18 protein-coding genes and 1 pseudogene are annotated in these 20,020 nt (G+C 69.5%); 11 read left to right on the top strand and 8 right to left on the bottom strand.

Annotation, left to right across the window (positions count from 1 at the left end; all coding sequences use genetic code 11):
* Nucleotides 1–108 precede the first annotated feature (108 nt).
* From E1H18_RS03460 to E1H18_RS03480, 5 genes and pseudogenes are all read left to right on the top strand, one after another.
* Nucleotides 109–1,086 carry a threonine/serine dehydratase gene (locus E1H18_RS03460; protein ID WP_172263668.1) on the top strand — a complete coding sequence of 326 codons (978 nt, stop codon included), beginning with the start codon at nt 109–111 and terminating at the stop codon, nt 1,084–1,086.
* Between the two features lie 154 nt (nt 1,087–1,240).
* Entirely contained in the window at nt 1,241–2,434 is a 1,194-nt protein-coding gene (locus tag E1H18_RS03465) for an alanine racemase (protein ID WP_172263670.1), read from the top strand.
* Between the two features lie 37 nt (nt 2,435–2,471).
* Nucleotides 2,472–4,127, top strand: coding sequence for a M28 family metallopeptidase (locus E1H18_RS03470; RefSeq protein WP_172263673.1), 1,656 nt, complete (start codon nt 2,472–2,474; stop codon nt 4,125–4,127).
* 91 nt (nt 4,128–4,218) lie between these two features.
* A complete protein-coding gene (locus E1H18_RS03475) occupies nt 4,219–5,607 on the top strand; it encodes an L-serine ammonia-lyase (RefSeq protein ID WP_172263675.1) in 1,389 nt (462 codons plus the stop codon).
* Between the two features lie 49 nt (nt 5,608–5,656).
* Nucleotides 5,657–6,449, top strand: a pseudogene (locus E1H18_RS03480) (DUF72 domain-containing protein).
* A gap of 128 nt (nt 6,450–6,577) precedes the next feature.
* Here the strand turns inward: E1H18_RS03480 and E1H18_RS03485 are convergent.
* Entirely contained in the window at nt 6,578–7,372 is a 795-nt protein-coding gene (locus E1H18_RS03485) for a DUF1295 domain-containing protein (RefSeq protein WP_172263677.1), read from the bottom strand.
* Between the two features lie 149 nt (nt 7,373–7,521).
* Entirely contained in the window at nt 7,522–8,745 is a 1,224-nt protein-coding gene (locus E1H18_RS03490) for an acetyl-CoA acetyltransferase (protein ID WP_172263678.1), read from the bottom strand.
* A gap of 108 nt (nt 8,746–8,853) precedes the next feature.
* Between E1H18_RS03490 and E1H18_RS03495 the strand changes: the two genes are divergently transcribed.
* On the top strand, nt 8,854–9,834 hold the full coding sequence (locus E1H18_RS03495; RefSeq protein WP_172263679.1) for a helix-turn-helix domain-containing protein: 981 nt from the start codon (nt 8,854–8,856) through the stop codon (nt 9,832–9,834).
* Nucleotides 9,835–9,917: 83 nt separating this feature from the next.
* On the opposite strand, the gene E1H18_RS03500 is transcribed toward E1H18_RS03495, so the two are convergent.
* The gene (locus E1H18_RS03500) at nt 9,918–10,913 is read right to left on the bottom strand and encodes a dipeptide epimerase (RefSeq protein WP_172263680.1); all 996 of its coding nucleotides are present in this window, start codon (nt 10,911–10,913) and stop codon (nt 9,918–9,920) included.
* Nucleotides 10,914–10,943: 30 nt separating this feature from the next.
* Complete coding sequence (gene didA / locus E1H18_RS03505) at nt 10,944–11,156, bottom strand: DNA damage-induced SOS-independent cell division inhibitor A (RefSeq protein ID WP_172263681.1); 213 nt, start codon at nt 11,154–11,156, stop codon at nt 10,944–10,946.
* A gap of 116 nt (nt 11,157–11,272) precedes the next feature.
* Here didA and E1H18_RS03510 point away from each other — a divergent pair, with 116 nt between their 5' ends.
* Entirely contained in the window at nt 11,273–11,581 is a 309-nt protein-coding gene (locus E1H18_RS03510; RefSeq protein WP_172263682.1) for a polyhydroxyalkanoic acid system family protein, read from the top strand.
* 1 nt (nt 11,582) lies between these two features.
* On the opposite strand, the gene E1H18_RS03515 is transcribed toward E1H18_RS03510, so the two are convergent.
* Nucleotides 11,583–12,440, bottom strand: coding sequence for a sigma-70 family RNA polymerase sigma factor (locus E1H18_RS03515; protein WP_172263684.1), 858 nt, complete (start codon nt 12,438–12,440; stop codon nt 11,583–11,585).
* Between the two features lie 94 nt (nt 12,441–12,534).
* Here E1H18_RS03515 and E1H18_RS03520 point away from each other — a divergent pair, with 94 nt between their 5' ends.
* Entirely contained in the window at nt 12,535–12,993 is a 459-nt protein-coding gene (locus E1H18_RS03520; protein WP_172263686.1) for a carboxymuconolactone decarboxylase family protein, read from the top strand.
* An 11-nt stretch (nt 12,994–13,004) separates the two neighbouring features.
* Here E1H18_RS03520 and E1H18_RS03525 read toward each other — a convergent pair whose 3' ends face one another.
* The gene (locus E1H18_RS03525; protein ID WP_172263904.1) at nt 13,005–13,403 is read right to left on the bottom strand and encodes a DUF983 domain-containing protein; all 399 of its coding nucleotides are present in this window, start codon (nt 13,401–13,403) and stop codon (nt 13,005–13,007) included.
* Between the two features lie 71 nt (nt 13,404–13,474).
* On the opposite strand from E1H18_RS03525, the gene E1H18_RS03530 reads away from it, so the two are divergent.
* A complete protein-coding gene (locus E1H18_RS03530; RefSeq protein WP_172263688.1) occupies nt 13,475–14,818 on the top strand; it encodes a PLP-dependent aminotransferase family protein in 1,344 nt (447 codons plus the stop codon).
* Here the strand turns inward: E1H18_RS03530 and E1H18_RS03535 are convergent.
* Nucleotides 14,815–15,015 carry a hypothetical protein gene (locus E1H18_RS03535; protein WP_172263690.1) on the bottom strand — a complete coding sequence of 67 codons (201 nt, stop codon included), beginning with the start codon at nt 15,013–15,015 and terminating at the stop codon, nt 14,815–14,817. The genes E1H18_RS03530 and E1H18_RS03535 overlap by 4 nt on opposite strands.
* Nucleotides 15,016–15,065: 50 nt before the next feature.
* Nucleotides 15,066–15,692 carry a TetR/AcrR family transcriptional regulator gene (locus E1H18_RS03540; RefSeq protein WP_172263692.1) on the bottom strand — a complete coding sequence of 209 codons (627 nt, stop codon included), beginning with the start codon at nt 15,690–15,692 and terminating at the stop codon, nt 15,066–15,068.
* Nucleotides 15,693–15,768: 76 nt separating this feature from the next.
* Between E1H18_RS03540 and E1H18_RS03545 the strand changes: the two genes are divergently transcribed.
* Nucleotides 15,769–16,857, top strand: a complete 1,089-nt coding sequence (locus E1H18_RS03545; protein WP_370526406.1) for an efflux RND transporter periplasmic adaptor subunit — start codon at nt 15,769–15,771, stop codon at nt 16,855–16,857.
* Nucleotides 16,858–16,859: 2 nt separating this feature from the next.
* A complete protein-coding gene (locus tag E1H18_RS03550) occupies nt 16,860–19,940 on the top strand; it encodes an efflux RND transporter permease subunit (RefSeq protein WP_172263696.1) in 3,081 nt (1,026 codons plus the stop codon).
* Nucleotides 19,941–20,020 lie beyond the last annotated feature (80 nt).

Consider the following 20,020-nt stretch of genomic DNA (forward strand, 5'->3'; position numbering starts at 1 on the left):
CTCATATATGGGCCTAACGGCAAAGGTCGGAAAGAGTTTCGCGACTGCAACATTCGCTTCGCGTCCGGAGTATTCAAAAGGCCGCTCTTCGGCTCTAGAACCAACGCCATGACCATCACCCTCGCCGACATCCAAGCCGCCGCCGGACGCCTCAAGGGACAGGCCGTCGAGACTCCGCTGATCGAAAGCCCGGCGCTCAACGCGCGGCTGGGCGGCCGGGTGTTCCTCAAGCCCGAAACCCTGCAGCGCGCCGGGGCCTTCAAGTTCCGCGGCGCCTACAACCGTCTCAGCCAGCTGACCGACGAAGAAAAGACGCGCGGCGTCGTGGCGTTCTCGTCAGGCAACCACGCCCAGGGCGTGGCGCTGGCGGCGAAGCTGCTGGGTCTGCCGGCGCTGATCGTCATGCCGACCGACGCGCCCAGCGTGAAGGTCGAGGCGACCAAGGGCTTCGGCGCCGAGATCCGCTTCTACGATCGCTTCACCGAGGACCGCGTCGCCATCGCCGACCAGATCGCCGCCGAGCGCGGCTGCACGGTCGTGCCGTCCTACGACGATCCGCACATCATCGCCGGCCAGGGCACGCTGGGCATCGAACTGGTTGAGCAGGCTCGCGCCCAGGGCGTCGAGCTGGACCGCGTACTGTCGCCCGTCGGCGGCGGCGGCCTGATCGCCGGGACCTCGACGGCGGTAAAGGGTCTTTCTCCGTCGACGGAAGTGTGGGGCGCCGAGCCGGCCGGCTTCGACGAGACCCGCCGCTCGCTGGAAAGCGGTCAGCGCGAGACCATCGACAAGGACGCGCGCTCGATCTGCGACGCCCTGCTGACCCCGATCCCGGGCGACCTGACCTGGCCGATCAATTCCAGGACGCTGTCGGGCGTCGTCGCCGTCACCGACGCCGAAGTCGCCGAAGCGATGCGTTACGCCTTCTCGGTCCTGAAGCTGGTGGTCGAGCCCGGCGGCTGCGTCGCCCTCACCGCGGCTCTGACCGGCAAGATCGACCTGAAGGGGAAGACGGCGGCGATCGTGCTGTCTGGCGGTAACGTGGATCCGGGGTTGTTTGCGCGGATTCTTCAGGGCGAACTCTAGCGCCGCGAGCGCCCCCTCCGGCCCTCTGGGCCACCTCCCCCGCTTCGCGGGGGAGGAAAGACAGCATCATCCTCACCCGCGAAGCGGGGGAGGTGGCGCGCGGCGTAGCCGCGTGACGGAGGGGGCGCTAGGGTCGCGGCAAAGAGGAAACAAAATGAACCTGCCGCCCGCCAGCGCCCTCCCCCAGACCCCCCTCCTCGTCGTCGACCGCGCCGCGCTCGATCGTAATCTCCGCAAGATGCAGGCCCTGTGCGACGCCGCCGGCGTGCGCCTCCGCGCTCACGGCAAGACCCACAAGTGCAGCACACTCGGTCGCCTCATCGTCGAGGGCGGGGCCGTGGGCCTGTGCTGCCAGACGGTCGGCGAGGCCGAGGCCTTCGTGGCCGGCGGCATCCAGGACGTGCTGGTCACCGCCCCGCCGCCCGCCTGGGCCGGTCCGCGTCTGGCCGCCTTGGCGAAGGCCGGCGCCAAGGTCGGGGTCGTGGCCGACGACGAGGGCCAAATCGACCGCCTGTCCGACGCCGCCGTCGCGGCCGGGACCATGCTGGACCTGGTCGTCGATCTGGACCTGGGCACTCACCGCACCGGCGTCTATCCGCACGAGGCCCTGGCTCTGGCCCGCGCCGCCGACGCCTCGCCGGGCCTGCGCTTCGCTGGCGTCCAGGCCTATCTCGGCCATCTGCAGCACCTGGACGACGGTGCCCTGCGCCAATCCGCCGACGAGGCCGCCTTCGCCACGCTGAAGGCCCTGGTCGCCGAGCTGACCGCTGCCGGCCTGCCGCCGCCGGTGGTGACGGGCGGCGGCACCGGAACCCACGCCTTCGACCTGGCGTCCGGCGTGTTCACCGAGCTTCAGGCCGGCTCCTACGCGGTCATGGACGTCGAGTACGACGCCTGCGGCGCGCCGGGCGGCGGCGACTGGCCGTTCGAGCCGGCGCTCTACGTCGCCGCCAGCATTGTTTCGGCCCGCCACAAGAGCCACGTCGTCTGCGACGCCGGCTTCAAGGCGATGTCGATGGACGGCCCGCCGGCCCGCGTGGTCGCTGGCGCCGCGCCAGGTTCGCTGTGGCGGCCGATGGGCGACGAGCACGGCATGATCGCCCACCCCGCCACCCTGGATGTGCTGAAGGCCGCGGGCCGCGCGCCGCTGGGTTTCGCCGAGGCCGTGACCGCCGCCGACGCCGATCCCTCACGAGAAGAACCCGCCGACGCGCCCCGCGTCGGCGACGTCGTCTGGCTGCAGCCGGGGCACTGCGACCCGACCATCAACCTCTACGACGCCCTGCACGTCTGGGACGGCGAAAGGCTGGAGCGCTGGGCGGTGGACGGCCGTCGGGTGAGCCTCTAGGTTCCGCGCCAAGATTTGCTCCTCAAAAGGGCCGCCGATGAAACGCCTGTTGCTCGCCACCGTTCTGATCGCCGCGCCCATGCTGGCTCACGCCGCGGACGCGCCCAAGATCGACCCCGCCAAGCTGTCGAACCACATCAAGATCCTGTCGTCCGACGACTTCGAGGGCCGCGGTCCCGGTACGGCCGGCGAGACCAAGGCGGTCGGCTACATCGTCGACCAGATGGTGGCCATCGGCCTGACCCCGGCGGGCGACGTCCAGAAGAGCGGTTCGCGCTCGTGGACGCAAAACGTGCCGCTGGCCAAGTTCGAGATCGCCGGTCCGGTGACCGCCCACGCCATGGTCGGCGGCCAGCACGTGATGCTGAACCAGGGCGAGCAGATCGCCATCCGCGCGGCCATGACCAATGTCGACGCCGTCTCGATCAAGGACGCGCCCATCGTCTTCGCCGGCTATGGCGTGAATGCTCCCGAGCGCAACTGGGACGACTTCAAGGGCCTGGACGTCAAGGGCAAGATCCTGGTCGTGCTGATCAACGACCCGGACTTCGAGACGGGTGAGGGTGACTTCGGCGGCAAGGCCATGACCTACTACGGCCGCTGGACCTACAAGTTCGAGGAGGCCGCGCGCCTGGGCGCCGCCGGCGTGCTGATCGTCCACGAGACGGCCCCCGCCTCGTATGGCTGGAACACGGTCAAGAACTCCAACACCAACACGATGTTCGACATCGTCCGCAAGGATCCGGAGAAGACCCACCCCAAGCTGGAGGCCTGGATCCAGCGCGACGTCGCCGTCGATCTGTTCAAGAAGGCCGGCCTGGATTTCGACGCCCTGAAGACGCAGGCCCAGACCCGCGACTTCAAGCCGGTGGAGCTAAAGGGCGCGACCTTCTCGGCCGACTTCAAGGTCAAGCACGAGACCATCGTCTCCAAGAACATCGCCGGTCGCATCGTCGGCTCGAAATATCCGGACGAGACCATCATCTACAGCGGCCACTGGGACCACCTGGGGATCGGCGCGCCGGATGCGAAGGGCGACAAGATCTACAACGGCGCCGTGGACAACGCCGACGGCATCGCCGGCATCCTGGAACTGGCCCGCGCCTTCAAGAGCCAGCCCGCCCCGCAGCGCTCGATCCTGTTCCTGGCCGTGACCGCCGAGGAGAAGGGCCTGCTGGGCTCTGAGTACTATTCGGACAATCCGCTGTTCCCGGTCGCCACAACCGTGGCCGACATCAATATCGACGCCCTGTCGGCCGCCGGTCCGGCCAAGGACGTCACCACCTCGGGCGACGGCAAGGTCGACCTGCAGGACATGCTGGCCGCCAAGGCCAAGGCGCACGGCCGCTACTTCACGCCTGACCCGACCCCGCAAGCGGGTCACTTCTACCGCTCGGACCACTTCCCGTTCGCCAAGCGCGGCGTGCCGGCCATCTCGATCGGCTCGGGCAATGACCTGATCAAGGGCGGCAAGGAGGCCGGCGAGAAGGCCGAGGCCGACTACAACGAGAAGCGCTACCACCAGCCGGCCGACGAATGGTCGGCGGACTGGGATCTCTCGGGCCAGGCCATGGACCTGGGCCTCGTCTACGAGATCGGCGCCGACCTGGCCAACAGCCGCGTCTGGCCGCAGTGGCAGGCGGGCTCGGAGTTCAAGGCCCTGCGCGACCAGACCGCATCGAAGCGGAAGTAACCGAACCATCGCCTATCCCCGCGAAAGCGGGGACCCATTCTGACGTGCCGCTTGGGTCCCCGCTTTCGCGGGGATGAGCGGGAGTTTTTGCATGACCGCCTCCGTCTTCGACCTCTTCAAACTCGGCGTCGGCCCGTCTAGCAGCCACACCATGGGGCCTATGACGGCCGCGGTGATGTTCATCGACCGGCTGCGCGACGCCGGGAAGCTGCCGGCCGTGGCGCGGATCGAGACCAAGCTCTACGCCTCCCTGGCCCTGACCGGCCGCGGCCACGCCACCGACCGCGCCGTGATCCTGGGCCTGATGGGCTTCGTGCCCGCCGACCTCGATCCCGACGCCGGCGAGGCCGCGCTGCTGGAGAGCCAGGCCACCCAGTCCCTGAATCTGGGCGGCGACCACGCCATCGCCTTCGACGAGGCCAAGGACATCGTCTGGCTGGGCCACGAGCGCCTGCCCCAGCATCCCAACGGCCTGACCTTCACGGCCTTCGACGCCGCCGGCGTCGTGCTGGCCGAGCGCACCTATTTCTCGATCGGCGGCGGCTTCGTGCGCGACGAAAGCGAGATGGGCCGCAACGCCCCGCCCGAGGACGGCCCGACTGTCCCCTACCCGTTCGAGAGCGGCGAGGACCTGCTACAGCGGGCCCATGACGCCGGCCTGACGATCGCCGAAGTGATGGCCGCCAACGAACTGGCCCGGATGAGCGAAGGCGAGATGAACGCCGGCATCGACCGCATCTTCGGGGCCATGGAGGCCTGTATCGACCGCGGCATGCGCCAGGAGGGCGTCCTGCCCGGCGGCCTGACGGTCAAGCGCCGCGCCCGCCAGATCCACCAGACCATCCAGGGCCGGATGGAGCGCCAGATGAGCGATCCCCTGGCGGCCATGGACTTCGTCAACCTGTGGGCCATGGCGGTCAACGAGGAGAACGCCGCCGGCGGCCGCGTGGTCACCGCCCCGACCAATGGCGCCGCGGGCCTGGTCCCGGCCGTGCTGCGGTTCTTCGTGCGCTTCCACAAGGGCAGCCCCGAGCAGATCCGCACCTTCCTGCTGACGGCGGCGGCGATCGGCGCGCTCTACAAGCGCAACGCCTCGATCAGCGGCGCCGAGGTCGGCTGCCAAGGCGAGGTCGGGGTGGCCTGCTCGATGGCGGCGGCGGGCCTCGCCGCGGCCCTGGGCGGCACCAACGCCCAGATCGAGAACGCCGCCGAGATCGGCATGGAGCACAATCTGGGCCTGACCTGCGACCCGATCGGCGGCCTGGTGCAGATCCCCTGCATCGAACGCAACGCCATGGGCGCCATCAAGGCCATCGACGCCGCCCGCCTGGCCCTGCTGGGCGACGGCCAGCATTCGGTCAGCCTCGACAAGGTCATCGCCACGATGAAGCGCACCGGCGAGGACATGAACGAGATCTACAAGGAAACCTCGATGGGCGGCTTGGCGGTGGGTCTGTCGGTCAACCGCGTGGAGTGCTGACCGCAGGAGTCAGCAGTCGTCCCTGTCGCCCTTGCCGAACCCGGCGGCGATGCTAGGGTGCGCGCCGAGAACAGGAAGGGAACATCATGGCCAAGGGCGTGATCCGGACAGGCATCGGCGGCTGGACCTTCGAGCCCTGGCGCGGGACCTTCTATGGCGATGACGTCAAGCAGAAGGACGAGCTGAAATACGCCGCGTCCAAGCTGACCAGCATCGAGATCAACGGCACCTATTATTCGACCTTCAAGCCCAACAGCTGGCAGAAGTGGCGCGACGAGACGCCCGACGACTTTGTGTTCGCGGTCAAGGCCAGCCGCTACTGCACCAACCGCAAGGTGCTGTCGGAGGGCAATGACTCGCTGGAAAAGTTCCTGTCCCAGGGGCTGGAAGAGCTGGGTCCCAAGCTGGGTCCCATCAACTGGCAGTTCATGGCGACCAAGAAATTCGACCCGGTCGACTTCGAGGGCTTCCTGAAATTACTGCCAAAGGAGCAGAAGGGCGTGCCGCTCCGTCACGCCTTGGAGGTTCGCAGCCCGACCTTCGCCTGCCAGGCGTTCTACGACCTGGCCGCCAAGTATGGCGCGGCCATCGTCTACGCCGTCGATGACGAGGAGCCGACCTGGCCCTGCATCGACCAGCCGACCGCCGACTTCACCTATGCTCGCCTGATGTCGAGCAAGGAAGACGAGCCGACGGGCATGAGCTCGGACGAGCTGGACGGGGTGGCGCAGCAGACGCGGGCCTGGGCGGCGCGTGGTGACGTATTCGCCTACTTCATCGCCGGCGCGAAGGTGAGAAACCCCGCGGCGGCGATGGCGCTGATCGAGAAGTTGGGGGCTTAAAGGCTCCCTCTCCCATAGGGAGAGGGTTGGGGTGAGGGGTTACGAGGTCAGCCGGCGTGCCGGCACTCCGGCTGCCACTGTAACCCCTCACCCTCCCACCGCTTTCAGCGGCGGGCCCCTCCCTCTCCCTATGGGAGAGGGGTGTTCTTCGGAAACCACGGCACGAACCCACTGGTCCGCGCCACATAGGCCTCATACCCCGGCTTGCTCTTCTTCATCCGGCCTTCCGTGGTCGGCACCCCGCTCCAGCGCGTCAACAGCACGGTGATCAGCACCGGCCCCGGCAGGCTCCAGGCGCCCAGGCCGGTCTCGGCGGCGATCAGGTAGAGGCCCCACCAGACGCAGGCGTCGCCGAAATAGTTCGGGTGGCGGGTATAGCGCCACAGGCCCTGATCCATGACCTTGCCGGCGTTGGCCGGGTCGGCCTTGAAGCGGGTCAGCTGCCAGTCGCCGATGGTCTCGAAGAAGATCCCGGTCGCCGCCAGCACTGCGCCGGTTATGGCCAAGGGTCCCAGCGCGCCCGGCTGCTGGCCCAGTTGCACCGGCAAGGCGACCACGAAGCCCAGGGCGTACTGCGTCGAGAACACGAACAGCAGCGCGGTCTTGGCGAAGCTCCAGCCGCGGTGCTTCTCGGCATGGGCCAGCATTGAGACATAGCGCCGGTCCGCGCCGTGCTGACGCCACCGCCAGAACAGATAGCCGCCCAGGCGCGCCGCCCACAGGGTGCAGACCCCCGTCAACAGCAGGCCATGCGGCGTGACCGGACCTTGCCGCAGCGTGCTCCAGGCCAGCAGCGCCATGCTCGGTCCCCACCAGGCGTCGATGAAGCTGACATCGCGGATCTTCAGGGACACGGCCCACAGGGCCAGGAAGGCGACGGCGGAGACGGCGGCGTTGATCGCCAGGACAGTCAGGATCGGCATTCGGAACCTTGAGCGATGGGTCGCGAGGGATACGGACGGGAAACGGAAATGGATGCCGAGGGGCCGCGCCGAAGCCGCCCCGCCGGCAGCCTCTACCGTCTTGCGACGGTCCTCCTCCCCCCGAAGGAGAGGCGCAGCCCCCTCGGGCTCTAGACGCCGACCACGAAGCTCACTGTCGTCGTGGTCGAGCCGCCTATGTTCAGAGTCTGGACGGTCTTGGCGCCCTCGACCTGGTAGTCGCCAGCGCGATCGGAGGTCTGTTTCCAGGCGTCCAGCAACATTCGCACGCCGGTCGCGCCGACGGGATGGCCGGTCCCGATCAGCCCGCCGGACGGATTGATCGGCAGCTTGCCGCCGATGGCGATGTCGCCGGCCTCGACCGCCTTCCAGCTCTCGCCCGGCGCGGTCAGACCCAGGTGGTCGATGGCCATGTATTCGGTGGCGGTGAAGCAGTCGTGGGTCTCGACGGCGTCGACGCCCGAGACATCCGGCGCGATCCCGGCCCGCGACCGGGCGTCGAGGATGGCGCGGCGCACCTGCGGGAAGACATAGTCCTGGTCACGCGACGCCTCGACCTTGCGGGCATAGCTGATCGGAGCCGAGCGATGGCCCCAGCCCTTGATGCGCGGGATGCTCTCCAGCGCGATCCCGCGCTTGGCCGCATAGGCGCGGGCCCGCTTTTCGGACGCCAGAAACACCACGGCGCTGCCGTCGGTGACCTGGCCGCAGTCCTGCTTGCGCGTGCGCCCCTCGACCACTGGATTGGCGACGTCGTCGGCGGTGAAGGCGTCCGGGCCGAAGTTCCAGCTCCGCGTCTGGCTGTTGGGATTGCGCCTGCCGTTGGCGAAATTGACCTCGGCGATGCCCATCAGGTGCTCGTACTTCAGCCCGTAACGGCGGTCGTACTCGTCGGCGAGGTCGGAGAAGGCGCGCGGCCACAGAAAGCGGGCGTCCTGAAATTCGTGGCCGGCCCAGGCGGCGCTGCCCAGGTTCTCGGCGGCTTTCTGGCCAGGGACGTTGCGCATCTGCTCGACGCCGACGACGCAAGCCAGGTCGTAGCGTCCGGCCTCGATCTCGGCCGTCGCCGCCAGGATCGCCACGCTGCCCGAGGCGCAGGCCGCCTCGTGCCGCGCGGTCGGCAGGCCGTCGAAGGCCGGGTGAACCAGGCCGAACATCCCGCCCAGCAGGCCCTGCCCCGCGAACAGCTCGGCGGCGAAATTGCCGACATGGCCGGTCTCGACGTCGGACGGCTCCAGGTCGACAGCCGCCAGCCCCTCGCCCACCGCCTCGGCGAAGGCGTCGGCCAGGTCGCGACCCTCACGGCTCCAGTTGGCGGCGAAATCGCTCTGCCAGCCGCCCAGCACATAGACCATGCGCCGACCTCCCTGTCGCTCGCGCCCGTTAGTGAGTCCAACTATACAAGTGACTGACGCCGTGTCCACGCCGTTGACAGTTCGAACCGAAGCGCCCCACCAAGCCGCATGGTCCCGCAGAAGGTCCCCACACAAGAAAGGACGGCCCTCGTCCGCAAGAGTTCAGCCGCCCGCGCGCTGAACCTGATCGGCGACCGCTGGACCTTGCTGACCCTATACGCCGCCTTCATGGGCGTGACCCGGTTCGACGGCTTCGTGGCCATGACCGGCGTGGCCCGCTCGCTGCTGACCGATCGCCTCAAGCGGCTGGAAGCCGGCGGCGTGCTGGAAAAGCGGCTCTACCAGGATCGCCCGCCGCGCTATGAATACCGGCTGACAGCCATGGGCCGCGATCTCTACGACTCGGCCCTGGTGCTGCTGGGCTGGGAGATGCGCTGGCGGCTGGATCCGGAGTGCCCCTCGCACCGCATCCTCCACACGCCGTGCGGTCAGCCGCTGCGGCCAGTGCTGGCGTGCAAGGCCTGCGGAGAGGCGGTGAAGGTGCGCGACATCGCCCTGTCGCCCGGCCCTGGCGCCGGCCTGGAGCCCGCGCCCCGCGCCCGCCACTCGCGCCGCGCCAGCTCCGACGACGTCGGCGGCGCGGCCCTGCACCCGATGCTGGAGCGCTCGGTCGAGGTGCTGGGCGACCGCTGGACCGCTCACCTCCTGGCCGCCGCCTTCTACGGCAAGCGGCGCTTCAAGGACCTGCAGGACGAACTGAAGGTCGCCAGCAACATTCTCACCGACCGCCTGGAACGGCTGGTGGCGCGCGGGATGCTGGAGAAGGTGCGGTACCAGGAACGGCCGGAGCGGTGGGAATATCGGCTGACCAAGGAGGGCCGCGACCTCTTCCCGCTGGTGGCGGCGCTGATGGCCTGGGGCGATCGGTGGCTGGCAGGAGATGAGGGAACGCCGGAAATCCTGACACATAGCTGCGGGGCAAGGTTGGAGCCGGTGGTGGTGTGCGGCGCATGTGGGGAACAGGCGGATCTGGGCACGACGTCATTGATGCTCCCCCGCGATGCGGGGGAGCTGTCGCGAAGCGACTGAGGGGGCAAGCTGGACGCATGCCGCATTAGCCCCTCCGGCCCTCTGGGCCACCTCCCCCGCATCGCGGGGGAGGATCTACTGGGTCAGCAGAGCCACAGCCCCTCGGCCTCTCCCCCATCGCCCCAGAACCCCGCCTTCGGCGGCGTGATCCGCCCGCGCTCGACCCGCAGCCCGCCGGGATGATCCGTCTTCAGCCACCACGGCCCGTCCAGGTCGGCGAAGTCGCTGGCTCCGCCCAGATGCAGCGCCGGCGCGACGCCGAGCGACGAGGCGACCATGCAGCCGGTCATCACCTGGAAGCCCAGGGCTCGCGCAGCCTTCAGCATGGCCACGGCCTCGGTCAGGCCGCCAGTCTTGTCCAGCTTGAGGTTCACCGCCTGATAGCGGCCGCGCAGAGCCGCCAAGTCGCCGCCGACATGCACCGACTCGTCGGCGCAGACGGTGAACGGCGGATCCCAGCCCTCCAGCTCATGGTCCGCGTCGGCCGGCAGCGGTTGCTCGACCAGAGCGATCGGCAGATCGGCCAGCAGGGGCTTGAGGTCCTTGAGGATCGCGAAGGTCCAGCCTTCGTTGGGATCGACGATAAAGCGCGCGTCCGGCGCGGCGGCGGCCACGGCGCGCAGGCGAGCGGCGGGGTCGTCCGAAGAAAGCTTGATCTTGATCAGCGGCGCGTCGGCCACCGCGCGAGCAGCCGCGCCCATGGCCTCGGGCGCATCCAGGCTGACAGTCACGGCGGTGATCAGGTCGGCGGGAACCGGCAGGCCCGTAGCCTCTGAAACGCTGACCCCGGTGCGCCTAGCCCGCAGGTCCCACAGGGCCAGATCCAGCGCATTGCGCGCCGCGCCGGGCGGCAGAGCGGCCTCGACATCACCGGTCACCAGCACCGGCGCCAACTGGGCCAGCACGCTGTCGACCGCCTCGCCGTATCGACCGTAGGGCACGCTCTCGCCGCGCCCGACATGGCCGTCGGCCGACACCAGAACCTCGACCACCTCGGCCGCCGTCTTGACCCCGCGCGAGATGCGGAACGGGGCCTTCAGCAGGTGCGAGACCGGGCGGGCGGTGACGGCGATCGACATGCCCGAAGGGATGGCGCCGTTCGGCGTGTCCTACCAGCCCCAGCGGCGGGGAATGGGCGAGTCGGCGCGGCGCTCGGCCATCACCTTCAGCGCCAGAGGACGGTCGACGACGAACACCACCGCCCAGACCAGCAGCACGCCCGCATAGTGAACGGCCCCGAGCACGCCGCCCGGACGACCAGGACGCACGAAGCGCGACTTGGCAAAGCGCGGGGCGGTCAGGGGCATGGCGTAGTCGGTCATGGCGGCGTCCTCGTCTGATGCAGACACCTTGCCCTGGCCTTGCGCCAGAAACGGACGTATGCAGCCAAGCTCCGGTCGATCGCGTTTCGGCCGGGAGTGTTTCGCGAGGACCCGCCATGGCCAAGACCGTCAGCATCAACATCCCCCACCAGCTGGGCGCGGCCGAAGCCAAGCGCCGCCTGGAGCAGGGCCTGGCGCAGCTGGCCAGCCAGATCCCCGGCGGCGACGCCAAGGGCTTCACCCAGAGCTGGGCCGGCGACGTGCTGAACTTCTCGGCCGTGGCCATGGGCTCGACCATCACCGGCGTAGTCCAGGTGCTGGAGGACCACGCCCGCCTCGACATCACCTTGCCCGGCCTGCTGGGCATGGCCGCCGGCAAGATCAAGGACGAGCTGACCCGCCGCGGCCAGACCCTGCTGAAGTAGCTCAGAGGGTCGCGATCTCGACCGCCGCCAGGCGTTCGGGATCGCCCGTGACCTCGATCTCCACCACCTTGCCGTTCTCGATGCGGATGGCCAGCATGGCGTAGAGCTTGCCGCGCGGGACCACGACCGCGCCGACCGCGCCGTTTATGAGCACCGTGCGGGCGTTGACCGCCAGGCCGTCATAGAAGGCCGCCACCTTGGGCGCGCCGCGCAGTTCACGGGTCTGGCCGCCGCCGGCGAAGACATCGGCCCGCACCACGACATCAGGATCCAGCACCGCCATCAGTCCGGCCAGGTCGCCGGTGCGCGAGGCGGTGAGAAACGCGTCGACCACGCTCTTCTGCGCGACCTGGACAGGATCCAGCGCCTCCCCGCCCCGCACGCGGCGACGGGCCCGGCTGGCCAGCTGGCGGGCCGCCTCGGGACTGCGATCAACGATCGGCGCGATCGTATCGAACGGCATGTCGAACAGGTCGTGCAGCACGAAGGCGATGCGCTCGGCGGGGTTCAGGGCCTGCAGCACGACCAGCAGCGCCAGACCCACGGAATCGGCCAGGATGGTCTCGCGTTCGATGGCCTCCTCGGCGGTGACGGCCGGCTCAGGCGCGCCTTCGCCGATGGCGTCCTCACGGCGGGCCTTCTTGCTGCGCAGCATGTCCAGACACACGCGCGAGGTGACGGTGGTCAGCCAGGCCGACAGATTGTCGACGCCGGCGGTGTCGGCGCGCGACAGGCGCAGCCAGGCCTCCTGCACGGCGTCCTCGGCCTCGGGCAGCGAGCCCAACATCCGGTAGGCGACGCCCCGCAGACGGGCGCGGTCGGCCTCGAATCGGTCGGCCAGAAAATTCTGCTCGGGCATCGGTCACATCGCTCCGTCGGGCTTCGTCAGCTCTTCGACGAAACGAAATCGCCGGATGTGACCGGCGGCGTCAGCAAACCGCAAGGAGACCCCGATGCAAGCCAGAATGACCCAGCCCGCCTTCCTCGTTCCCGAAGCCATGAAGGCGATGATGGCCCTGTCCAAGTCCGCCCATGTCGAGGGCGTCCCCGCCGGCCTGCACGACCTGCTGCACCTGCGGGTCAGCCAGATCAACAACTGCGGCGTCTGCCTGGAGATGCACGCCCGCGGCGCGCTGAAGGCCGGCGAGACGCCCGAGCGCCTGGCCACGGTCGCCGGCTGGCGCGACACGCCCTACTTCACCGAGGCCGAACGCGCCGCCTTGGCCTTGGCTGAAGCCGTGACCCGCATCGCCGACAAGGCCGATCCGGTCTCGGACGAGGTCTGGAACGAGGCGGCCCGACACTACGACGAGAAGGCGCTGGCGGGCCTCTTGCTATCCATCAGCGCCATCAACGTGTGGAACCGCCTGAACGCGGCGACCCACCAGGTCGCGGGCACGCTGGGGTTCTAAAGCCTTGGAGCCTAGAGCCGCCGCGGATCGTAGTCGTGGCGGCCCAGGCTTTCGAAGCGGCCTTCCTCGGCCTTGTTGATGTACTGCGAGGCGACCAGCCAGGCCTTCACGGGTCGCAGGGTCGCCAGACAGCCGATGATCAGGGCCGGGAAGACCGTCGCAAAATGCACCCAGATCGGCGGATGGAACGCGACCTCGACCCAGGCGAAGATCGAGACGATGACGATGCCCACGCCGCTCATCACGAAGAAGGCCGGACCATCGGCCGGGTCGGCAAAGCCGTAGTCCAGGCTGCAGCGCTCGCACGACGGCGCCAGCTTCAGAAAGCCGGCATACAGCTTGCCCTCGCCGCAGCGCGGGCAGCAGCACTTGAGACCGGCCTCGATGGGGGTCGGGGAGTCGTAAGACATCTCGAAATTCGGGTCGGTCATCGAAGACCCCTTCCTACAATCGCAGGATTGATCCATACATTACAGATACAATGTATGGATCAACGCCGATGATAGCAACCCCGCCCGCGTGGCTGCGCCGGATCGCCGCGCTGGAGGGCCCTGCCTATCGCCGCATCGCCCAGGCCTTGGAAACCGCCGTGGCCGAGGGCGAGCTGCAGGCCGGCGACCAGATCCCCGCCCAACGCGAGGTCGCCCGTCTGGTCGGGATCGACTTCACCACCGTCACCCGCGCCTACGCCCTGGCCCGCGAGCGCGGCCTGATCGAGGGGACGGCCGGGCGCGGAACTTTCATCCGCTCCCGGACCAACGAGGACGAGGCGGGGCTGGTCGACCTGTCGATGAACCTGCCGCCGCCGCCCGCAGGCCTGAACCTGGCGGCCCTGCTGCGCGAGACGACGGGCGCGATCCTGGCGCGGACCGATCCGGCGACCTTGATGGCCTATCACCCCGGCGCGGGCTCATTGGCTCAGCGCTCGGCCGGCGCGACCTGGCTGGCGCAGGCATTGGGCGAAATCGATCCGGCGCGAATGGTCGTGGCCAGCGGGGCCCAGACGGCGTTGTCGGCCCTGCTGGATCATCTGACGGCGCCGGGCGACATGATCCTGGCCGAGACCTTCGCCTATCCGGGCCTGCTGGCCACCGCCGCCCGGCGAGGCGTCGCCGTCGTCGCCTGCCCGATGGACGCCGAAGGGCTGGCGCCTGAAGCGCTCGAACGGCTGATCGCCCAGCATCGTCCGCGCCTGCTGTGCTGCACCCCGACCTTCCAGAACCCGACGGCGGCGACCATGGGCCTGGCGCGGCGGCAGGCGGTCGTCGAGATCGCCCGCACGGCCGGCGTGACGATCATCGAGGACGACGCCTACGGCCTGCTGCCCGCCGCGCCGCCGCCGGCCCTGGCGTCGCTGTGGCCGGAAGGGGTGTTCCATGTCGCCACCACCGCCAAGACCCTGTCGCCGGGCCTGCGCCTGGCCTATGTCGCCTGCCCGCCCGGCAAGGCCGAAGGCTTCGCGGCGGCGCTGCACACGATCGCCCAGATGCCGGCGCCGCTGATGGCCGCCGTGGTGACGAACTGGATACGAGAGGGCGTGGCCGCAGAGGTTCTGGCGGGCGTGCGGGAAGAGGCTGTCGCGCGCCGGACGCTGGCGGCCGAACTGCTGCCGACGGCGGTCGGCGGGCCCGAGAGCCTGCACGTGTGGCTCCCCGGCGCCGTGAACAGCCCCGCCGCCCGCGAACGCGGCCTGGCCCTGGTCGGGGCCGAGGCGTTCAGGGCGCCGGGGGCCGTCGGCGAAGGCCTGCGGATCTCATTGGGCGCGGCCGGCAAGCGCGGGACGCTGGTCAGGGGGCTGAAGGCGCTGGCGACCTTGAGCGCCTAGAACTCGGCGTCGTCCTCATTGCCGTCGCCTTCACCCTCGCCGCCCATGGCGTTCTCGAGGCTGTCGATGATGTCGTCCATCTGGTCGGCGGTGATCGAGACATAGATGGACTCGCCGCCGATGGCCGAGACCAGCAGGCGGTAGCCGTCCTCGGTTTCCTGCAGGCTGAACGATTGGAGCGGCAGCAGCTTGGCCATGAGGAATCCTTCCCGAGAAAGCGAGGGCGTCATCTAGAGACGCACGGCCCCTACTTCAACGCCCCTCTTCGCAGCATGGCCACATGGGTCGCGATCAGCGTCTCGCGTTCGACCCAGGGGAAGTCCGCCCGGGCGATCAGCAGGGCGACCAAGCCGTGCAGGCCAGCCCACAGGCTTTGGGTGACAGCCAGGGGGTCATCGCCCGCCATCACGCCCTGGGCGTGAAAGCCGCTGACGATCTCGTGGAACACCTGGAAGACGTCCAGCCCCGCCTCCATGGGACGACCGTCGGTCTGCTCGATGAAGCCAGCCCCCTTTTCCAGCATGAACGCCACGCGATAGGCGTTGGGCTCCTCCAGGCCGAAATCGATATAGACCCGCAAGGCGCGCTCGAAGGTCTGAGGCGTCGGCTGGCAGGTGACGCCCGCATCGGACATCCGCTGGCGCAGGATCGCGAAGGCCCGGACGCACAGCTCAGCCGCAATGTGGTCCTTGGTGGCGAAATAGGCGTAGAGCGCCGGCTGGCTGATGCCGGCTAGCTCGGCGATCTGCCGGGTCGAAACGGCGTGGACGCCTTTCTGGCTGAACAGGGTCAGGGCGGCGTCGAGGATTTCCTCGCGGCGCTCGGCGCCCTGGCCTTTGGGTTTACGCGGGGAACGCGGCTTCGGAGACTGCATCGAACGTCCTTCAGCATCGCTGTCGAAGCTTGACAAGCGCGCACTATCGATCACTGATAACTTATCATCGATCGATTTGGAACCGACCATGTGGCGCAACCGGTTGCTGGCTTCCGCGGCAGTCCTGGCGACGGCAGCGCTTTCTGCGTGTGGGGCCAAGCCCAAGACCGAGGACGCCGCCGCCCCGACACCGGTCGAGGCCGTGCTGGTCGCCGCGCCCGGAACCAGCGGCTCGGTCGGCGGCGCGGGCGCGCTGGAACGCCGGCGCGAGATGGCGCTGTCGTTCCGCATCCCCGGCGTGCTGACCGCGATGAAGGTCGAGGCCGGTGACCGGGTCAGCGCCGGCCAACTGGTCGCCGCCATCGATCCGGCGGGCGTCGACGCCCGCCAGCAACAGACCGTCGCCGACCTGGAGCGCGCCCGCCGCGACCTCGACCGCGACAAGACCCTGTTCGAGAAGGGCTTCGTCGCCCGCCAGCGCATCGACGACCGGCAGAGCGCGCTGAAGGCCGCCCAAGCGTCTTACGACGCCGCCCGCTTCGACCGCCGCTGGGCCAGCCTGGTCTCGCCGGTCTCGGGCGTGGTGCTAACCCGCCAGGCCCAGGCCGGCGAGGTAGTCGCCGCCGGCCAGGTGGTGGCGCGGGTCGCCGACCTTTCCAGCCCGCTGATCCTGCGCCTGCCCCTGCCCGCCCGCGACGCCGCCCGCGTGCAGGTCGGCGACGCCGCCCAGGTGACCGTCGAGGAGCTGGGCGACCAGGCGCTCTCGGCCCGCGTCACCCGCGTGGGCCAGGCCGCCGACACCCGCACCGGCGCGATCAATGTCGAGATCGAGATCTCGGCCCCCCCGCCGACCTTGCGCAGCGGCCAGGTGGCGCATGCGACCCTGGCCGTGCGCGCCGCGCCTGGTACGGCGAGCGCCTTCGCCCGCATCCCGGCCGAGGCGGTGCTGGAGGCCAGCGGCCAGCGCGCCTTCGTCCTGCGCTATGACGGCGGCAAGGCCCGGCGCACGGCCGTGACCTTCGGCGGCTTCGACGGCGACGACGCCCTGGTCTCCGGCCTGCCCGGCGGGACGCGGGTGATCACCGCCGGCGCCGGCTTCGTGGCCGATGGCGAGGCCGTGCGGGTCATCGATCCCAAGGCCCTCGCGGCCCCGACGGGGCGTTAGTCGTGAAGTTCGACCTCTCGGCCTTCGCCGTCCGCCGCTGGCAGTTCACCCTGGTCGCCTTCGGCCTCTTGGTCATGCTGGGCGTCAACGCCTTCCTGAGCGTGCCGCGCTCGGAAGACCCCCACTTCCCGGTGCCGATCGTGCTGGTCCGCGCTGTGCTGCCAGGCGCAGAGCCCTCGGAAGTCGAGCAGCTGATCATCGACCCGATCGAGGATGCGGTCGACGGGCTGGACGACATCGACAAGGTCGAGTCCACCGCCGTCGACGGCGCGGCGATCGTCCGCATCCACTTCACCTGGGACGTCGACACCGAGCGCAAGTTCGACCAGGTCGTGCGCGAGGTGAACGCCATTCGCGGCGCCCTGCCGGCCGGCGTCCAGCGGCTGGAGATCGAGCGGGTGCGCACCACCGAGGTGTCGATCGTCCAGGCCGCCCTGGTCAGCGACATCCTGCCGATGCGCCGCCTGGAGAAGGTCGCCGACCGCCTGCGCGAGCGGCTGGACCGCGTGCCCGGCGTGCGCCAGGCCCGCTATTGGGGCGCGCCGGCCTCCGAGGTGCAGGTGACCCTGGACCTGGCCCGCCTGGCCGCCCTGCGCCTGCCGGCCTCGGCCGTGGCCGACGCCCTACGCCAAGCCGGCGCCGAGGCGCCCATCGGCGCCGTCCAGGCCGGAGAACGACGCTTCAACGTCAAGTCCGGCGGGGCCTTCCGCGACATCGAGACGGTCAAGAACACGCCGGTGCGCGCCATCGGCGGCCAGGTCACGCGTGTCGGCGACGTCGCTACCGTGGCCTGGGCCCAGGCCGAGCCCAACCATCTGACCCGCTTCAACGGCCGCCGCGCCGTGTTCCTGACCGTCAACCAGAAAGACGGCCAGGACGTCGGCAAGATCACACAAGCGGTCGACAAGGTGCTGGACGACTACGCCAAGACCTTGCCGGCCGGTGTGAAGCTGGAGAAAGCCTTCTACCAGTCGCGCAATGTCGACCATCGGCTGCAGAACCTGTTCCGCGACTTCGGCATTGCGCTGGTTCTGGTATTGATCACCCTGCTGCCGCTGGGGCCGCGCGCCGGGATCGTGGTCATGGTGTCGATCCCGCTATCCTTGCTGATCGGCCTGACGATGCTGCAGGCGTTCGGCTTCACCCTGAACCAGCTGTCGATCGCCGGCTTCGTGCTGTCGCTGGGCCTGCTGGTCGACGACAGCATCGTCATCACCGAGAACATCGCCCGCCGCATCCGAGAAGGCGAGGAACGCACCGCCGCGGCCATCAACGGCACACAGCAGATCGGCCTGGCGGTGATCGGCTGCACGGCCACCCTGATGCTGGCCTTCCTGCCGCTGATGGCCCTGCCCGCCGGCTCGGGCGCCTACATCAAGTCGCTGCCGGTGACGGTGCTGTGCACGGTGGGCGCGTCCCTCTTCGTGTCGCTGACCATCATCCCGTTCCTGGCCAGCCGCATCCTGGACAAGCACTCCGATCCCGAGGGCAACGCCCTGTTGCAGGCGGTCAACGGCTTCATCCATCGCGTCTACAGCCCCGTGCTGCACCGGGCCCTGGCGCGGCCCTGGCTGACGCTCGCCCTGCTGCTGGCCCTGTGCGCCACGACCGTGCCGCTGGCCAAGATGATCGGGTCGTCGCTATTCCCTTCGGCCGAGACGCCGGAGTTCCTGGTCCGCATCGAGACGCCGGACGGCTCGTCCCTGGCCCGCACCGACCAGGCCCTCCGCTTCGTCGACGCCCGCCTGGCCAAGGAGCCCGATATCCTGTGGCGCGCTGACAATCTGGGGCGCGGCAACCCGCAGATCTTCTACAACCAAAGCCAGCGTGAGAGCGCCACGACCTATGCCGAGGTCTATGCCAGCATGGGCGCCTGGCGGCCCGGCCGCAGCGAGGCCATGCTGGACGGCCTGCGCCGCGACTTCGCCAAGTATCCCGGCGCGCGGATCAGCGTGGTGGCCTTCGAGAACGGCCCGCCGATCGATGCGCCGATCGCCATCCGCATCACCGGCCAGAACCTGGAAGTCCTCAAGGCCCTGGCCGCGCGGACCGAAGGCGTGCTGAAGGCGACCCCGGGTACGCGCGACGTCAACAATCCCGTCCGCCTGGACCGCACCGACCTCGACCTCGGCGTCGACGAGGCCAAGGCCGCCGCCTTGGGCGTGCCGGCCGGCGCGGCCCGCCGCGTGGCCCGACTGGCGCTGTCGGGCGAGGAAACCAGCCGCTATCGCGACGCCGACGGCGACGACTATGCCGTGCGGGTGCGCCTGCCGATGGCCCAGGCCGACGGCGCGGCCCGCAATCCGCTCTCGGCGCTGAAGGGCGTCTATGTTCCCACGGCCGACGGCGAGGCTGCTCCCCTGGGCGCGATCGCTGCGCCAACCCTAAAGTCCAGCCCCGCCCGCATCGACCGCTTCGATCGCGAGCGGACGGTGACAGTGACCTCGTTCGTGCGGACGGGCTTCCTCACCGCCAAGGTCAACGAAGACGCCGTCGCGCGCCTGGCCCGCGAGGTCCCCATGCCTCCCGGCTACCGCCTGTCGCTGGGCGGCCAGGCCGAGGCGCAGGAAGAAAGCTTCGCCGGCTTGGGCGCAGCGGTGCTGGTGGCGGTGTTCGGCATTCTCGCCGTGCTGGTCCTGGAGTTCCAGAAGTTCAAGACCGCGCTCGTGGTGGCGGGCATCATCCCGTTCGGCCTGTTCGGCGCTGTCTTGGCGCTAGCCGTGACGGGCCACTCGCTGTCGTTCACGGCGACCATCGGCCTGATCGCGCTGATCGGCATCGAGATTAAGAACTCGATCCTGCTGGTGGACTTCACCGAACAGCTGCGCCGCGAAGGCATGAACCTGCACGACGCCATCGAGAAGGCCGGCGAGGTGCGCTTCCTGCCGGTGCTGCTGACCAGCGTCACGGCGATCGGCGGGCTGCTGCCGCTGGCGCTCGAACAGTCGGGCCTTTACTCGCCGCTGGCCATCGCGATCATCGGCGGGCTGATCACCAGCACGCTGCTGAGCCGGGTCGCGACGCCGGTGATGTACTGGCTGACGGCGCGCGGGAAGGCGGAGCGGCCGCAGGCCCGCACCTGACCCGCTTACGCAGGTCGTCCGCCCCCGAAGGGGGGCAGACGGTGATCCGTCTTCCCCCTCCGGGGGAGGAGCGCGTCAGC

The organism is Caulobacter sp. RHG1 (assembly GCF_013181195.1).
Lineage (GTDB): Bacteria > Pseudomonadota > Alphaproteobacteria > Caulobacterales > Caulobacteraceae > Caulobacter.

Coding starts and splice junctions, on each gene's coding strand:
- E1H18_RS03520 (WP_172263686.1), top strand. CDS start 12,535: ATGCAAGCCAGAATGACCCAGCCCGCCTTCCTCGTTCCCGAAGCCATG.
- E1H18_RS03470 (WP_172263673.1), top strand. CDS start 2,472: ATGAAACGCCTGTTGCTCGCCACCGTTCTGATCGCCGCGCCCATGCTG.
- E1H18_RS03495 (WP_172263679.1), top strand. CDS start 8,854: ATGGTCCCGCAGAAGGTCCCCACACAAGAAAGGACGGCCCTCGTCCGC.
- E1H18_RS03485 (WP_172263677.1), bottom strand. CDS start 7,372: ATGCCGATCCTGACTGTCCTGGCGATCAACGCCGCCGTCTCCGCCGTC.
- E1H18_RS03500 (WP_172263680.1), bottom strand. CDS start 10,913: ATGTCGATCGCCGTCACCGCCCGCCCGGTCTCGCACCTGCTGAAGGCC.
- E1H18_RS03475 (WP_172263675.1), top strand. CDS start 4,219: ATGACCGCCTCCGTCTTCGACCTCTTCAAACTCGGCGTCGGCCCGTCT.
- E1H18_RS03515 (WP_172263684.1), bottom strand. CDS start 12,440: ATGCCCGAGCAGAATTTTCTGGCCGACCGATTCGAGGCCGACCGCGCC.
- E1H18_RS03510 (WP_172263682.1), top strand. CDS start 11,273: ATGGCCAAGACCGTCAGCATCAACATCCCCCACCAGCTGGGCGCGGCC.
- E1H18_RS03525 (WP_172263904.1), bottom strand. CDS start 13,403: ATGTCTTACGACTCCCCGACCCCCATCGAGGCCGGTCTCAAGTGCTGC.
- didA (WP_172263681.1), bottom strand. CDS start 11,156: ATGACCGACTACGCCATGCCCCTGACCGCCCCGCGCTTTGCCAAGTCG.
- E1H18_RS03535 (WP_172263690.1), bottom strand. CDS start 15,015: ATGGCCAAGCTGCTGCCGCTCCAATCGTTCAGCCTGCAGGAAACCGAG.
- E1H18_RS03460 (WP_172263668.1), top strand. CDS start 109: ATGACCATCACCCTCGCCGACATCCAAGCCGCCGCCGGACGCCTCAAG.
- E1H18_RS03530 (WP_172263688.1), top strand. CDS start 13,475: ATGTATGGATCAACGCCGATGATAGCAACCCCGCCCGCGTGGCTGCGC.
- E1H18_RS03540 (WP_172263692.1), bottom strand. CDS start 15,692: ATGCAGTCTCCGAAGCCGCGTTCCCCGCGTAAACCCAAAGGCCAGGGC.
- E1H18_RS03490 (WP_172263678.1), bottom strand. CDS start 8,745: ATGGTCTATGTGCTGGGCGGCTGGCAGAGCGATTTCGCCGCCAACTGG.
- E1H18_RS03465 (WP_172263670.1), top strand. CDS start 1,241: ATGAACCTGCCGCCCGCCAGCGCCCTCCCCCAGACCCCCCTCCTCGTC.